This window comes from Shigella sp. SIG6, from assembly GCF_053555815.1.
The window spans coordinates 19,653-34,207 of sequence record NZ_JBQZXC010000034.1 but is presented as its reverse complement, the minus strand read 5'-3'; the positions used below and the strand labels follow the sequence as shown (position 1 = coordinate 34,207).

The following is a 14,555-nucleotide window of genomic DNA, read 5'->3' as shown; positions in this document are numbered from 1 at the left end:
AGTAAATCAAGATCTACTATATTATTTCCTTGCACCACATCATGTTTCATCAAAGAGTTATTGCCGCCAGAATTTGTGATATGACCTATCATAAAACCTCTGTAATACAGAAATAAAATAACCTGGAAAAGTAGCCTGAGCGTCCAGACACTACCGGCGAAAGGAAAAGAATCTCTGATAATGCATTGAAATAATGGACATTCTTAGTGAAGAAGAAGTGAAGTACTATAAAAAATCGCTCATATCCCAGGAAGGAAGCATAAAAAAAGGTGCGCCAGGAGACGCACCAGTTGTTGCAAAATCAGCACTGTGGGGCGTAATTACCCCTTGCCTTTTACACTGCTGATAAAGGTGGAACGGGCAGATGTCGATCCCAGGCGTTCAGCTTCATCAAGCAGTTTTAACGCCTTATCAACATCACCTTTCGCGACAGCGTTTTTGATCGCGGTATTAAAATAACTTTCCGTGTCGTTGAGCATCGGCTCGCTTTTCTTCACCGGCACCGGAGCAGGTGCAGCCACAGCTGGTGCCGCCGTGTTGCCTACCGTAACCGGAGCTGGAGCGGAAGAACCAAATAGTGGTCCTACCAACATGCTGGAGCTGGAGTTCGTTTTGACTTTCAGTTTCAGTAAGCCATCGCTGGTATGACGAGCAACCGGATCGGGAATATCCGGGATCGAGTTACCGACGCCTTTGGCATAGGCTTTAGCCGGGTCGAGCAGTTGGGTCGTCTGCTGGAGATCTTTTTCCGTAGTAAAGACCAGAACATAAAGTTTTTGCTGCCCCAACGCCGGTGTCAGGCGCATAACGCCTTCCAGCCGATCTGCACTCATCACGCCTAGTTCCTGGTAGGTGAAATAACTGCTGGGGAAGAAGGCTGATGGGGTCATGTTCTGATCAAGAATCAGCACGTTCGGCGCAAAAACGCTGGTTTGTTTGTTCACTTCGCTGGTCAGCGTCAGGGTCAGTTCGCCAATGTTTGCCGGGACGCTGTACGCAGCAACCGGACCACTGATGCCGGGAACGTTCAGTTGTTGGCCGCCGGTCGCCAGTTGGGTGGTCTGGGTTTTAGATTGATCGACCGGTGTCCAGGTGAGTTGTTGCAGCGCGGCAGATGGAATGGCTGGCGCGTCGCTGGTGTTTTGCGGTACGTAGTTAACATCGGCAAGGCTAATTCCAGGCGCGCTTGCCAGTAACCCTGCTGATAAACAGAGGGCGATGAGACTTTTATTCATTTTCATTGTTTTCACCTCAAAATCTGGAGCTCAGCGGTAGCCAGGCAATAGCGCGCTAAACCCGATAATCAGAGGGGCTTTCGCCCCTTTCAGATAATGACAACCTGTTTTTATGCCGGATGCGGCGTAAACGCCTTATCCGGCCCAGGTTTTGCTATTACCACCAGATTTCCATCTGGGCACCGAAGGTCCACTCGTCGCTGTCGCCACGACCGAAGCTGCCGCCGTTGAAATCAGTAGGAACGGCTTTGCCGTAGTTCGGGTTAACCTTGCTATCGCCGTTGTAGTCGTAACCCCATTTCTCATCCCACTTGGCGTAGGTTGCGAAGACACGAATAGCCGGGCGTGACCAGATGCTGTCGCCAGCCTGCCATTGTTGTGCGAGGGTAATTTTGTACTGATTGTTCTTGTCGCCGGTGCGCTGGGATTCGACGTTGTCGTAGCCGATTTCCATCACGGTGCTCATGATTGGCGTCCACTTGTACATCGGGCGAATACCAACGGTCCACCACTTGGTGCCGTTGTCGTTATCCCAGTTGATATCCTGGTACATACCCACGTACATCATGTCCCAGTTGTCGCCCATGGAGATCGCACCGTGGTCGAGGATACGCAGCATGTGACCGTTGTTGTTGATATTGTAGGCAAATTTTTCGTTATCAAACGCGACACCAGAACCCTGCGACAGACCTTTACCCTGCGAGGTCATCGAGTCAGTAGCGTACTGAACAACAAACTTGTTAAAGCCCTTCAGGACACTCTGAGTATGTTCAGCAGTGAATAACCAGCCGTCTTTCGATGCGCCATCAACCAGACGATAGTTATCACGCAGGTTGGCACGACCGTAGTCGACACCCAGTTCTAATGTGCCGCCCGGGTTGATTTCCATCTGCGCTAAACGCACATCGAAAACGTCGTTCGCGGTTTCGTTGGTATAGTCATAAATATTGTTGCTGGCAAAAGAGGAAGAACCACCAGCTTCAGAGGAGCGGGTTGCTGCCAGAGAGAGTTTACCGAAGCCAACATCGATGTTTTCCAGACCGGCACCAGGACCAGAAATATCCCAGTAGTAGAAGTCGATCATATGAACGTCATGACGTTGGTAGAAGCGCTTACCTGCCCAGATGGTGGAACCTGGCAGCCATTCGATCAGGTTTTTTCCCTGCACGTTTGCTTCACGGAAGGCCGGATCGGTAGCTTCCCAGTCATTCTGTTGCGCGACGGAATAGGCCACGTTAGTGTCGAAATAGAAGCTCTTATCGCCCTCTTTCCACACTTCCTGACCCAATTTTAATTCAGCATAAGTTTCACATTCGTTGCCAAGACGGTATTTACTTTGAGCACCGGTAGTCTGGAAACACTGTTGTTCACCGCCGCTACCTGTCCAGCCAATACCGGAACGTGCATAGCCGTGGAAATCAACAGCCATTGCCTGAGCAGACATTACGCCCGCTGCGACGGCAACCGCCAGAGGAAGTTTGCGCAGAGTAATCATCATTCTATCTCCTGAGTCATTGCTTTTCTTTTTTCACATCACCTGTGACAGGCTTTGTGTGTTTTGTGGGGTGCTTAAACGCCCGGCTCCTTATGCAGTCGACGACATGCAGTGCCATCCTCACGGAACAGATGGCAACGCTCTGGCGGCAGGCCGATAGCGAATGTGGCACCTTCTTCTACCAACACCACGTCGTTCTGGCGGTACACCAGGTTTTGACGAATGGAAGGGATCTGGATATGGATTTGGGTTTCGTTGCCGAGTTGCTCGACGACCTGAACTTCACCCTCAAGGATGACGTCAGCGATATCACTCGGCAGTAGATGTTCCGGGCGAATACCCAGCGACATATTGGCTCCAACCTGGACATCACGGCTTTCAACAGGCAGCCAGACTTGTTGACGATTTGGCATCGGCAGCTCCACCTGCACTTGATCGATTGCGGTGGCGGTCACTTTTACCGGCAGGAAGTTCATCTTTGGCGAACCGATAAATCCGGCGACAAAACGGTCTGCCGGATAGTGGTACAGTTCCAGCGGTTTCCCAACCTGTGCCACGCGACCGGCGTCCAGCACCACGATTTTGTCGGCCAGCGTCATCGCTTCGACCTGATCGTGGGTGACGTAAATCATTGTGCGGCCCAGGCGTTTATGCAGACGGGAGATTTCGATACGCATTTGCACACGCAGTGCAGCATCGAGGTTGGAGAGCGGTTCATCGAGCAAAAATACGCTTGGCTCGGCCACCAGCGTACGGCCAATCGCCACGCGCTGACGCTGACCACCGGAGAGCGCTTTCGGTTTGCGATCCAGCAAATGCGCCAGTTGCAGCACTTCCGCCACCTGGTTGACGCGTTGGTTAATCACCTCTTTTTTTGCGCCAGCCAGTTTCAGGCCAAATGACATGTTTTCTGCTACTGACAGGTGGGGATAGAGCGCGTAAGACTGAAACACCATACCAACGCCGCGTTCTGCTGGCGGAGTGTCATTCATCCGTTTCTCACCGATGAACAGGTCGCCGCTGGTGATCGTCTCAAGCCCGGCAATCATGCGCAGTAAAGTCGATTTACCGCAGCCAGACGGTCCGACAAACACCACGAATTCACCTTCATGGATATCGAGATTGATATCTTTCGATACCACGACCTCGCCCCAGGCTTTCGTTACATTTTGCAGCTGTACGCTCGCCATGCCCTTCTCCCTTTGTAACAACCTGTCATCGACAGCAACATTCATGATGGGCTGACTATGCGTCATCAGGAGATGGCTTAAATCCTCCACCCCCTGGCTTTTTTATGGGGGAGGAGGCGGGAGGATGAGAACGCGGCTTCTGTGAACTAAACCGAGGTCATGTAAGGAATTTCGTGATGTTGCTTGCAAAAATCGTGGCGATTTTATGTGCGCATCCCCACATTACCGCCAATTCTGTAACAGAGATCACACAAAGCAACGGTGGGGCGTAGGGGCAAGGAGGATGGAAAGAGGTTGCCGTATAAAGAAACTAGAGTCCGTTTAGGTGTTTTCACGAGCACTTCACCAACAAGGACCATAGATTATGAAAATAAAAACAGGTGCACGCATCCTCGCATTATCCGCATTAACGACGATGATGTTTTCCGCCTCGGCTCTCGCCAAAATCGAAGAAGGTAAACTGGTAATCTGGATTAACAGCGATAAAGGCTATAACGGTCTCGCTGAAGTCGGTAAGAAATTCGAGAAAGATACCGGAATTAAAGTCACCGTTGAGCATCCGGATAAACTGGAAGAGAAATTCCCTCAGGTTGCGGCAACTGGCGATGGCCCTGACATTATCTTCTGGGCGCACGACCGCTTTGGTGGCTACGCTCAATCTGGCCTGTTGGCTGAAATCACCCCGGACAAAGCGTTCCAGGACAAGCTGTATCCGTTTACATGGGATGCCGTACGTTACAACGGCAAGCTGATTGCTTACCCGATCGCTGTTGAAGCGTTATCGCTGATTTATAACAAAGATCTGCTGCCGAACCCGCCAAAAACCTGGGAAGAGATCCCGGCGCTGGATAAAGAACTGAAAGCGAAAGGTAAGAGCGCGCTGATGTTCAACCTGCAAGAACCGTACTTCACCTGGCCGCTGATTGCTGCTGACGGGGGTTATGCGTTCAAGTATGAAAACGGCAAGTACGACATTAAAGACGTGGGCGTGGATAACGCTGGCGCGAAAGCGGGTCTGACCTTCCTGGTTGACCTGATTAAAAACAAACACATGAATGCAGACACCGATTACTCCATCGCAGAAGCTGCCTTTAATAAAGGCGAAACAGCGATGACCATCAACGGCCCGTGGGCATGGTCCAACATCGACACCAGCAAAGTGAATTATGGTGTAACGGTACTGCCGACCTTCAAGGGTCAACCATCTAAACCGTTCGTTGGCGTGCTGAGCACCGGTATTAACGCCGCCAGTCCGAACAAAGAGCTGGCGAAAGAGTTCCTCGAAAACTATCTGCTGACTGATGAAGGTCTGGAAGCGGTTAATAAAGACAAACCGCTGGGTGCCGTAGCGCTGAAGTCTTACGAGGAAGAGTTGGCGAAAGATCCACGTATTGCCGCCACCATGGAAAACGCCCAGAAAGGTGAAATCATGCCGAACATCCCGCAGATGTCCGCTTTCTGGTATGCCGTACGTACTGCGGTGATCAACGCCGCCAGCGGTCGTCAGACTGTCGATGAAGCCCTGAAAGACGCGCAGACTCGTATCACCAAGTAATGCTGTGAAATGCCGGATGCGGCGTGAACGCCTTGTCCGGCCTACAAAACTGAAACGCATGTAGGCCTGATAAGACGCATCAGTGTCGCATCAGGCAGTTGTTGTCGGATAAGGCGTGAAAGCCTTATCCGTCCTGGAATGAGGAAGAACCCCATGGATGTCATTAAAAAGAAACATTGGTGGCAAAGCGACGCGCTGAAATGGTCAGTGCTAGGTCTGCTCGGCCTGCTGGTGGGTTACCTTGTTGTTTTAATGTACGCACAAGGGGAATACCTGTTCGCCATTACCACGCTGATATTGAGTTCAGCGGGGCTGTATATTTTCGCCAATCGTAAAGCCTACGCCTGGCGCTATGTTTACCCGGGAATGGCTGGAATGGGATTATTCGTCCTCTTCCCTCTGGTCTGCACCATCGCCATTGCCTTCACCAACTACAGCAGCACTAACCAGCTGACTTTTGAACGTGCGCAGGAAGTGTTGTTAGATCGCTCCTGGCAAGCAGGCAAAACCTATAACTTTGGTCTTTACCCGGCGGGCGATAAGTGGCAACTGGCGCTCAGCGACGGCGAAACCGGCAAAAATTACCTCTCCGACGCGTTTAAATTTGGCGGCGAGCAAAAACTGCAACTGAAAGAAACGACCGCCCAGCCCGAAGGCGAACGCGCGAATCTGCGCGTGATTACCCAGAATCGTCAGGCGCTGAGTGACATTACCGCCATTCTGCCGGATGGCAACAAAGTGATGATGAGCTCCCTGCGCCAGTTTTCTGGCACGCAGCCGCTCTACACACTCGACGGTGACGGCACGTTGACGAATAATCAGAGTGGCGTGAAATATCGTCCGAATAACCAAATTGGCTTTTACCAGTCCATTACCGCCGACGGCAACTGGGGGGATGAAAAGCTAAGCCCCGGTTACACCGTGACCACCGGCTGGAAAAACTTTACCCGCGTCTTTACCGACGAAGGCATTCAGAAACCGTTCCTCGCCATTTTCGTCTGGACCGTGGTGTTCTCGCTGATCACTGTCTTTTTAACGGTGGCGGTCGGCATGGTTCTGGCATGTCTGGTGCAGTGGGAAGCGTTGCGCGGCAAAGCGGTCTATCGCGTCCTGCTGATTCTGCCCTACGCGGTGCCATCGTTCATTTCAATCTTGATTTTCAAAGGATTGTTTAACCAGAGCTTCGGTGAAATCAACATGATGTTGAGCGCGCTGTTTGGCGTGAAGCCCGCCTGGTTCAGCGATCCGACCACCGCTCGCACGATGCTGATTATCGTCAATACCTGGCTGGGTTATCCGTACATGATGATCCTCTGCATGGGCTTGCTGAAAGCGATTCCGGACGATTTGTATGAAGCCTCAGCAATGGATGGCGCAGGTCCGTTCCAGAACTTCTTTAAGATTACGCTGCCGCTGCTGATTAAACCGCTGACGCCGCTGATGATCGCCAGCTTCGCCTTTAACTTTAACAACTTCGTGCTGATTCAGCTGTTAACCAACGGCGGCCCGGATCGTCTTGGCACGACCACGCCAGCCGGTTATACCGACCTGCTTGTTAACTACACCTACCGTATCGCTTTTGAAGGCGGCGGGGGTCAGGACTTCGGTCTGGCGGCAGCAATTGCCACGCTGATCTTCCTGCTGGTGGGTGCGCTGGCGATAGTGAACCTGAAAGCCACGCGAATGAAGTTTGATTAAGGGAGATAACAAAAATGGCAATGGTCCAACCGAAATCGCAAAAAGCACGTTTGTTTATTACTCACCTGCTACTGCTACTTTTTATCGCGGCGATTATGTTCCCGCTGCTGATGGTCGTCGCTATCTCGCTGCGTCAGGGAAACTTCGCGACCGGTAGCCTGATCCCGGAGCAAATCTCCTGGGATCACTGGAAACTGGCGTTAGGTTTTAGCGTTGAACAGGCTGATGGTCGCATTACGCCACCGCCATTCCCGGTACTGCTGTGGCTGTGGAACTCGGTAAAGGTCGCTGGGATTTCCGCGATTGGCATTGTGGCGCTCTCCACCACCTGCGCCTACGCTTTCGCCCGTATGCGCTTTCCAGGCAAAGCGACGCTGCTGAAAGGAATGCTGATTTTCCAGATGTTCCCGGCAGTACTTTCACTGGTCGCGTTGTATGCGTTGTTTGATCGTCTGGGTGAGTACATTCCATTCATTGGCCTAAATACTCACGGCGGCGTAATTTTCGCGTATCTGGGTGGGATTGCGCTGCATGTCTGGACCATCAAAGGCTATTTCGAAACCATCGACAGTTCGCTGGAAGAAGCGGCTGCGCTGGATGGTGCGACACCGTGGCAGGCCTTCCGCCTTGTCCTGTTGCCGCTGTCAGTACCGATTCTGGCGGTGGTATTCATCCTGTCGTTTATCGCTGCCATTACTGAAGTTCCGGTCGCGTCGCTGTTACTGCGTGACGTAAACAGCTACACCCTGGCCGTGGGGATGCAGCAATACCTCAACCCGCAAAACTACCTGTGGGGTGACTTTGCCGCCGCTGCCGTGATGTCTGCATTACCGATCACCATCGTCTTCTTGCTGGCTCAACGCTGGCTGGTCAACGGCCTGACGGCAGGTGGTGTGAAAGGTTAAAGATGTTGTTCTGCCAATGTTATGCCGCTGCACCCTCAACTTACGTTATCCCAACTTGTGACTATTATTCGGCGCTCCACGGAGCGCCTTTTTTTCTTTCGTCTGCAATCTGAATCGTTCGCCGGTTAATATTCCCATCATAGAACTTATTATTTTTACGTTATTTGTTTTCCCACTTACGATAATTCTCTTTCGTGCTCTGAGTCACGGCAATAGTATTGTTTTCATCAATTTTTGATAATTATCACAATTAAGATCACAGAAAAGACATTACGTAAACGCATTGTAAAAAATGATAATTGCCTTAACTGCCTGACAATTCCAACATCAATGCACTGATAAAAGATCAGAATGGTCTAAGGCAGGTCTGAATGAATACCCAGTATAATTCCAGTTATATATTTTCGATTACCTTAGTCGCTACATTAGGTGGTTTATTATTTGGCTACGACACCGCCGTTATTTCCGGTACTGTTGAGTCACTCAATACCGTCTTTGTTGCTCCACAAAACTTAAGTGAATCCGCTGCCAACTCCCTGTTAGGATTTTGCGTAGCCAGCGCTCTGATTGGTTGCATCATCGGCGGTGCCCTCGGTGGTTATTGCAGTAACCGCTTCGGCCGTCGTGATTCACTTAAGATTTCTGCTGTCCTGTTTTTTATTTCTGGTGTAGGTTCTGCCTGGCCAGAACTTGGTTTTACCTCTATAAACCCGGACAACACAGTACCTATTTATCTGGCAGGTTATGTCCCGGAATTTGTTATTTATCGTATTATTGGCGGTATTGGCGTTGGTTTAGCCTCAATGCTTTCACCAATGTATATTGCGGAACTGGCTCCAGCTCATATTCGCGGAAAACTGGTTTCATTTAACCAGTTTGCGATTATTTTCGGGCAACTTTTAGTTTACTGCGTAAACTATTTTATTGCCCGTTCCGGTGATGCCAGCTGGCTGAATACTGACGGCAGGCGTTATATGTTTGCCTCGGAATGTATCCCTGCACTGCTGTTCTTAATGCTGCTGTATACCGTGCCAGAAAGTCCTCGCTGGCTGATGTCACGCGGCAAGCAAGAACAGACGGAAAGTATCCTGCGCAAAATTATGGGCAACACGCTTGCAACTCAGGCAGTACAGGAAATTAAACACTCCCTGGATCATGGCCGCAAAACCGGTGGTCGTCTGCTGATGTTTGGCGTGGGCGTGATTGTAATCGGCGTTATGCTCTCCATCTTCCAGCAATTTGTCGGCATCAATGTGGTGCTGTACTACGCGCCGGAAGTGTTCAAAACGCTGGGGGCCAGCACGGATATCGCGCTGTTGCAGACCATTATTGTCGGAGTTATCAACCTCACCTTTACCGTACTGGCAATTATGACTGTGGATAAATTTGGTCGTAAGCCACTGCAAATTATCGGCGCACTCGGAATGGCAATCGGTATGTTTAGCCTCGGTACCGCGTTTTACACTCAGGCATCGGGTATTGTGGCGCTACTGTCGATGCTGTTCTATGTTGCCGCCTTTGCCATGTCCTGGGGTCCGGTATGCTGGGTACTGCTGTCGGAAATCTTCCCGAATGCTATTCGTGGTAAAGCGCTGGCAATCGCGGTGGCGGCCCAGTGGCTGGCGAACTACTTCGTCTCCTGGACCTTCCCGATGATGGACAAAAACTCCTGGCTGGTGGCCCATTTCCACAACGGTTTCTCCTACTGGATTTACGGTTGTATGGGCGTTCTGGCAGCACTGTTTATGTGGAAATTTGTCCCGGAAACCAAAGGTAAAACCCTTGAGGAGCTGGAAGCGCTCTGGGAACCGGAAACGAAGAAAACACAACAAACTGCTACGCTGTAATCTTCCTGTCCAGCACGCCGCGCCATTTCGGCGTGCTGTCTTTTTACTCCCGCTTCAGCCGTTTCGAATTACACAGCCACAGGGTGATCACCAGTAACAGGATCGCAGCCGAGTAGATCAACACATCCAGTGGCGATTTATGATCGACGATGATCAAGCGCACAATGGCGGTGATCCCAATATAGACAAAGTAACGTAGCGGGAAGTGAAAACCGGACTGAAAGTACTTCACAATCAGCGCGATAAATTCGAAATAGAGAAAGTAAACCACCAGTCCTTCTACCAGCTCATATTTGCTGGTTTGTTCTGGCGCGAACAGCACATCAGCCAGATGCACCGTTTCTTTGCCGAGGAAGACAACCAAAATCAGGCCGAGGCACAGCAGGCCAAGATTGAGTACGGTCTGCAAAATGGTGGAGATAAACTCCACGCGCGGACGAGAGAGTGACGTCATAGCAGTACCTCCTTCACAGTGGCGAGCTTCCTGTATAACGCAAAAATGTGACGGAGATCTATATTTTTTGTGTATGTTTTGTTCAACCTGGATTTGGAGCGCGCCTCCACCAAAGCCGGATATACCTACCCGTAGGCCGGATAAGCCGCGCCTGGCGGCGCATCCGGCAAGACAAACCGCACCAAAGCCGGTAATTCAAAAATCACCCATTCAGGTGATTCCCAGCCACCAGCAATGCGCGAAAAATCGACAATGTTCCTCTGGAACAAATGAAACGTAACCTGATAAAGGTGGTAAAAATAAAGCCTTATTTTGCTGCTTTGATGTTATCAGTCTCTGTTCTTCCTGCTTATGCTGGTCCGCTCGGTACTGCTGATAAAGCCGACCTACCGCAAAGCAATGTCTCCAGCCCAATGATGGCCCAGTCGCTCAGGCAACCAGACCTGCAACCGATATCGACGGACAGGAAGACAGAATGTTTTCGCCTTTACACACCAGATCGTAAACCGGGGGTGAACTGCGTTCCTGATGGCTCAACAGGTCATTAAGAATGAGGGTGCCAGTGAGTGCGAAAACTGGCACCTTTCCCATGACTTAGCGGAAATTTACGCTACGGTCGCTGGTCATGTCATACAACTGGAACTTACGCCCAAGTTGCTGACCACCGTCACGCGTCAGCGGCGTCCAGCCAATCGCCGCACGGCTGCGTATCGGGCCAGACGAGAAGAGATCCAACGGTACCGAGACATACACGCCTTTGGTGAAGTCCCCTTCGCCGTACTCCTCTTTCGAAACGTTGGTGATCGTGGCATAGCCACCCACCACCACGCCGCTGTCAAAGCGTTTAGCGATCTCCAGCGTGCCGCCTTTATCCCCTGCCAGATACTGCCCGACGCTGGCTTTCACCAACACGTCCTGGGCGAAAGATGGCGTCCAGTAGGCGGTCAGATGTCCGGTTTTCACGCTGTAGTCGGTGAATTTCATCATATCTTTTGCACTACGCCAGTCGCGCTGTTTAACGTAGTTGGCATCCAGACCAAACGCCCAGTTACTGTCCAGCGGACGATACAACACTTCGGCCCCCGCACCGCCAAACATGGTTTCGAGATAACCTCCATAGACCTGACCGTAGAAGCCGTTGCCCAGATGCTGGAAGTAGTTGGCTTGCAGGTTATTCACATAGACATCGTTCTGCACATACTCGCGCACATGGGTACGAACGCGCGGTAAGTGCGAGTCCTGCGGTGGATTGGTGTAGTTAAACTTGTCGTAGTTGTTGGCAAGATTTGCAAACAGGCTGCCGGTGGTCAGTAGATGGTCCGTCAGCCACAAATCTGCCGTTCCCATCACGCCCAGCTGATACATGTAAAAGTTTTCCGGGCCACCGACCGACTGGTTCAGCACCGGATCGATATGGAAATCAAAGCGTGATTTGTCGATATACCAGCCCTGCTCGGTGGACTTCGGAACCACTGGCTCGACGCGTTTGTGCGCCAGCGTCGTTTCGTGGCCCAACGGCTCTCCGGCGAGATGATTTTTCAGGCTGGCGACATCGGTTTCCGTCGTCACTTGCGGCATGTTAAGGCGATTTTCCGTAATGCGGATCGTTTTGATCCCATCCGGCAGATCGTTCATCACGATCCGATTAGCACGGATGATCCCTTCGCGCGAATCACGATATTTCACCTGCTCGCCGGTAACATACAGCGTATCGCCTTTCGCCTAGATCTGCGGATCGGCAAGTCCGGCGTTGTATTTCAGCAACGTTAACTGATTCGCCACCACCGAATGCTGCAAAATGGCATCCTGCGGCTGCGGTTGATATTGCGGGCGGGCGTTATCGATGTAGGACGGGCGCAGATCGTTAAAGTTGGTGCGCAGCGTGACGCCAAACATAAAGGTGTTGCCACGTTCATAGCTAAGGTTAACGTCGGCCCAATCGGTAACGCGATAAATCGCCCCGACGTTAAACTTACTTTTTTGCTCCAGCTTCCCGGCAAAATCCTGCTGATAATTATTACCTTCATACTCCAGTTTCAGACGCAGCGGTTGCCAGGGCGTCTGGTATTCCACACCGCCAAACAGTGAGGCAGGACCGTGGAACATCTGGCTACCGTCGATAGATCCCGCCTGTTTGTAGCTGTTATCGCGATAGCAATATTTATCACTGGCTGAACAGAGCGGATTTTTTACATTACCGCTGGTGCCCAGATATCCCCAGCCCAGGCCGAGCGTAAAATCGAACGGCCCCCAGGCTTTGCTGGCAACAAGATATTCCGCATCAAACAGCCCCGTACCGCCGATATCCCGCGCACCAACCGCCACTTGCGGCAGCCAGTAACTCTCTTCCCACAAACGCAGTTTGAGATCGAAGGCTTTATCTTTATACGTTTGATCGCCAGAGAACGCTTCGACGCTGCTGTACTGCCGGGTGCGCACGTCGGTGTAGCGCAGCGTTGTTTCCAGCCACGGGAAGAGTTGCACTGAAGCTGAGTAATAACGGTACTGATCGTTATCGCGATAGTTCAGACTCAACTCCCCTTCCCGTGCCATACGCGCGGTGGGAGTTTGTAATAATCCTACGCCACCGAAATCCGACTGCGACGGACCAATGGGCGCAGGATATGTTTCGCCGTAGCAAGCTGTGCTAATGCCCAGCGCCAGTAAGCTAAGCAGATGTCTTTTTTTCATTATTGGGGTATCCGCTGCGTCAGAGTCTGAAGAATGTCGGCGTTAAGGGCATCAGGCGTCTCACTCCAGACGGAATCTGCGAGGCCAACATAAATAATGCTGCCGGGCATCGGCTCTACGTGACGCTTGTTCCAGTAAGCCACCGGCGCTTTTTGCGTACGTCCGTCCGGGTAAACGACCCACGCGTAGCTGCGATCCGCACCGCTGAGCAGGCTCTGGTCAGAGAGATAGCTCGCCACGTCGCGACCTGGAGTGAATGGCTGATTGCCAGGATGGCTGATAAGCCCGAACAACGTGACCGTGGACGGCGGTGGTCCGACCCACAGCGTGTAGTTGCCCTGCAACGGCGGGTTACCGCGTTCGGCAACGCGGACGATATCGGGATCAAGATTGATTTTTTGCCTGCCTGTCACTTTCAATGCCTGGATTTGCTGGCGTAAGGCGTTAATGGCGGCGGCATCGTCGGTGCTGGAATCTGCGCCCTGTTCTGCCAGCCGTGTCAGCAACGCCTGCTGCTGACGCAATGCTGCCGCCGTTGCCAGCTCTTCGCTAATCACCGCACCAGGCCACCAGCTGTTTGCCAGTCGAGGTTGCCCTACCAGATCGATTAAATGCTCTGCGCCCGTTAGCGTTTTGGCCTCACTGCTGCCATTGCTGAACACCTTGACGGTTCCTGCCGCGAAGACCGATGACGCTCCCACACTCAAAAGCAACGCGACAATAGTTTGTTTAATCATTGTTTTGCCGCCTTGATGAGAGTGGTTTTCACCGGGAAATAATCCGCGCCGAGATACTGTTCCGACTGGCGAATTTGCCCTTCGCTGTCGATCCAGTAGCGGTTATGCCAGCGCGCCTGGTCGGTGGAGACTTCTTCGTCCAGCACGCGAACCAGGGTTTCATCGCTGCCGACCTTGACGGTATCGGTGCCATCCCATTTGAAGACTGAGCGTGCGGTGGCGTAGCGTACCTGCTGGTACTCGGTCCAGCCCATCGTGCGCGTCCATGTTGCACCATCAACAATTTGTGCGGGTTTAATCAGCGGGTCGGCGGCAAGGTTATTCACTTCAATCAGGTTGTCGCCGCCAAGCAAAGTCTTCACCAGACGACCATGTTGTGTGACAAGAGTGGCTTGATCCTGAGTGACCCATTTTTGTTGTCCGTCTTCAGCGAAGGCCAGCACCACAAACAATTGCGGCCCGCCATTAAGCTGCATGTACTGGCTGGCGTAGGGCATATTTTGAATATCATCGTCCGTCAGCTGTACGCCTGGCGTGCCGAACAGACTGTCCCACAGTGAATTGCCCAGCTCTTTAGTCGTGGCTGAACAGGCCTGTAATAGCAGGCAGATAAGAATGAGTGCAGGTCGCTTCACGACTCTTCTCCAGAGGGGCAGAATAACCACACCGGAGTGTGGTTATGGTAAATCCCTTCATACTTCAAGCCACAGATGCAATGACTCAAATTATTTTGGGGATACATACTTTA

General features: G+C 51.8%; 12 protein-coding genes and 1 pseudogene. 5 read left to right on the top strand and 8 right to left on the bottom strand.

Annotated features, from left to right (window positions below; translation table 11 throughout):
* Positions 1 to 320 precede the first annotated feature (320 nt).
* The 3 genes from malM to malK all read right to left on the bottom strand — a co-directional run bounded on the left by malM (position 321) and on the right by malK (position 3,920).
* Positions 321 to 1,241 (bottom strand): maltose operon protein MalM, encoded by a 921-nt coding sequence (gene malM / locus ACUU1M_RS08360; RefSeq protein ID WP_000783441.1) that lies wholly within the window; start codon positions 1,239 to 1,241, stop codon positions 321 to 323.
* 151 nt (positions 1,242 to 1,392) lie between these two features.
* Positions 1,393 to 2,733 carry a maltoporin LamB gene (gene lamB, locus ACUU1M_RS08355; protein ID WP_000973660.1) on the bottom strand — a complete coding sequence of 447 codons (1,341 nt, stop codon included), beginning with the start codon at positions 2,731 to 2,733 and terminating at the stop codon, positions 1,393 to 1,395.
* 71 nt (positions 2,734 to 2,804) lie between these two features.
* Positions 2,805 to 3,920 carry a maltose/maltodextrin ABC transporter ATP-binding protein MalK gene (gene malK / locus ACUU1M_RS08350; protein WP_000179165.1) on the bottom strand — a complete coding sequence of 372 codons (1,116 nt, stop codon included), beginning with the start codon at positions 3,918 to 3,920 and terminating at the stop codon, positions 2,805 to 2,807.
* Between the two features lie 364 nt (positions 3,921 to 4,284).
* Between malK and malE the strand changes: the two genes are divergently transcribed.
* From malE to xylE, 4 genes are all read left to right on the top strand, one after another.
* The gene (gene malE, locus ACUU1M_RS08345) at positions 4,285 to 5,475 is read left to right on the top strand and encodes a maltose/maltodextrin ABC transporter substrate-binding protein MalE (protein ID WP_000695403.1); all 1,191 of its coding nucleotides are present in this window, start codon (positions 4,285 to 4,287) and stop codon (positions 5,473 to 5,475) included.
* 153 nt (positions 5,476 to 5,628) lie between these two features.
* The gene (gene malF / locus ACUU1M_RS08340; RefSeq protein WP_005077278.1) at positions 5,629 to 7,173 is read left to right on the top strand and encodes a maltose ABC transporter permease MalF; all 1,545 of its coding nucleotides are present in this window, start codon (positions 5,629 to 5,631) and stop codon (positions 7,171 to 7,173) included.
* Positions 7,174 to 7,187: 14 nt separating this feature from the next.
* Entirely contained in the window at positions 7,188 to 8,078 is an 891-nt protein-coding gene (gene malG, locus ACUU1M_RS08335) for a maltose ABC transporter permease MalG (protein WP_001252058.1), read from the top strand.
* Between the two features lie 371 nt (positions 8,079 to 8,449).
* Complete coding sequence (gene xylE, locus ACUU1M_RS08330) at positions 8,450 to 9,925, top strand: D-xylose transporter XylE (protein ID WP_001097282.1); 1,476 nt, start codon at positions 8,450 to 8,452, stop codon at positions 9,923 to 9,925.
* A 43-nt stretch (positions 9,926 to 9,968) separates the two neighbouring features.
* Here the strand turns inward: xylE and psiE are convergent, their stop codons facing one another.
* Together psiE and ACUU1M_RS08320 are read right to left on the bottom strand one after the other, a co-directional pair.
* Positions 9,969 to 10,379: a phosphate-starvation-inducible protein PsiE gene (gene psiE / locus ACUU1M_RS08325; protein WP_000202902.1), complete on the bottom strand. Its 411-nt coding sequence runs from the start codon at positions 10,377 to 10,379 to the stop codon at positions 9,969 to 9,971.
* A gap of 125 nt (positions 10,380 to 10,504) precedes the next feature.
* On the bottom strand, positions 10,505 to 10,648 hold the full coding sequence (locus ACUU1M_RS08320) for a hypothetical protein (protein ID WP_000487766.1): 144 nt from the start codon (positions 10,646 to 10,648) through the stop codon (positions 10,505 to 10,507).
* Here ACUU1M_RS08320 and ACUU1M_RS08315 point away from each other — a divergent pair, their 5' ends adjacent.
* Complete coding sequence (locus ACUU1M_RS08315) at positions 10,649 to 10,927, top strand: hypothetical protein (protein ID WP_024260809.1); 279 nt, start codon at positions 10,649 to 10,651, stop codon at positions 10,925 to 10,927. It begins immediately after the preceding gene.
* A 46-nt stretch (positions 10,928 to 10,973) separates the two neighbouring features.
* On the opposite strand, the pseudogene ACUU1M_RS08310 reads toward ACUU1M_RS08315, so the two are convergent.
* The 3 genes and pseudogenes from ACUU1M_RS08310 to ACUU1M_RS08300 all read right to left on the bottom strand — a co-directional run bounded on the left by ACUU1M_RS08310 (position 10,974) and on the right by ACUU1M_RS08300 (position 14,442).
* A pseudogene (locus ACUU1M_RS08310) lies at positions 10,974 to 13,070 on the bottom strand (YjbH domain-containing protein).
* Entirely contained in the window at positions 13,070 to 13,807 is a 738-nt protein-coding gene (locus ACUU1M_RS08305) for a capsule biosynthesis GfcC family protein (RefSeq protein WP_000595564.1), read from the bottom strand. The pseudogene ACUU1M_RS08310 and the gene ACUU1M_RS08305 overlap by 1 nt, the downstream one beginning before the upstream one ends.
* Entirely contained in the window at positions 13,804 to 14,442 is a 639-nt protein-coding gene (locus tag ACUU1M_RS08300) for a YjbF family lipoprotein (RefSeq protein ID WP_001341739.1), read from the bottom strand. The genes ACUU1M_RS08305 and ACUU1M_RS08300 overlap by 4 nt, the downstream gene beginning before the upstream one ends.
* Positions 14,443 to 14,555 lie beyond the last annotated feature (113 nt).

Bases quoted from the DNA above. Each gene is read 5' to 3' on its own strand.
- malM (WP_000783441.1), bottom strand. From the start codon at position 1,241: ATGAAAATGAATAAAAGTCTCATCGCCCTCTGTTTATCAGCAGGGTTA.
- lamB (WP_000973660.1), bottom strand. From the start codon at position 2,733: ATGATGATTACTCTGCGCAAACTTCCTCTGGCGGTTGCCGTCGCAGCG.
- malK (WP_000179165.1), bottom strand. From the start codon at position 3,920: ATGGCGAGCGTACAGCTGCAAAATGTAACGAAAGCCTGGGGCGAGGTC.
- malE (WP_000695403.1), top strand. From the start codon at position 4,285: ATGAAAATAAAAACAGGTGCACGCATCCTCGCATTATCCGCATTAACG.
- malF (WP_005077278.1), top strand. From the start codon at position 5,629: ATGGATGTCATTAAAAAGAAACATTGGTGGCAAAGCGACGCGCTGAAA.
- malG (WP_001252058.1), top strand. From the start codon at position 7,188: ATGGCAATGGTCCAACCGAAATCGCAAAAAGCACGTTTGTTTATTACT.
- xylE (WP_001097282.1), top strand. From the start codon at position 8,450: ATGAATACCCAGTATAATTCCAGTTATATATTTTCGATTACCTTAGTC.
- psiE (WP_000202902.1), bottom strand. From the start codon at position 10,379: ATGACGTCACTCTCTCGTCCGCGCGTGGAGTTTATCTCCACCATTTTG.
- ACUU1M_RS08315 (WP_024260809.1), top strand. From the start codon at position 10,649: ATGAAACGTAACCTGATAAAGGTGGTAAAAATAAAGCCTTATTTTGCT.
- ACUU1M_RS08305 (WP_000595564.1), bottom strand. From the start codon at position 13,807: ATGATTAAACAAACTATTGTCGCGTTGCTTTTGAGTGTGGGAGCGTCA.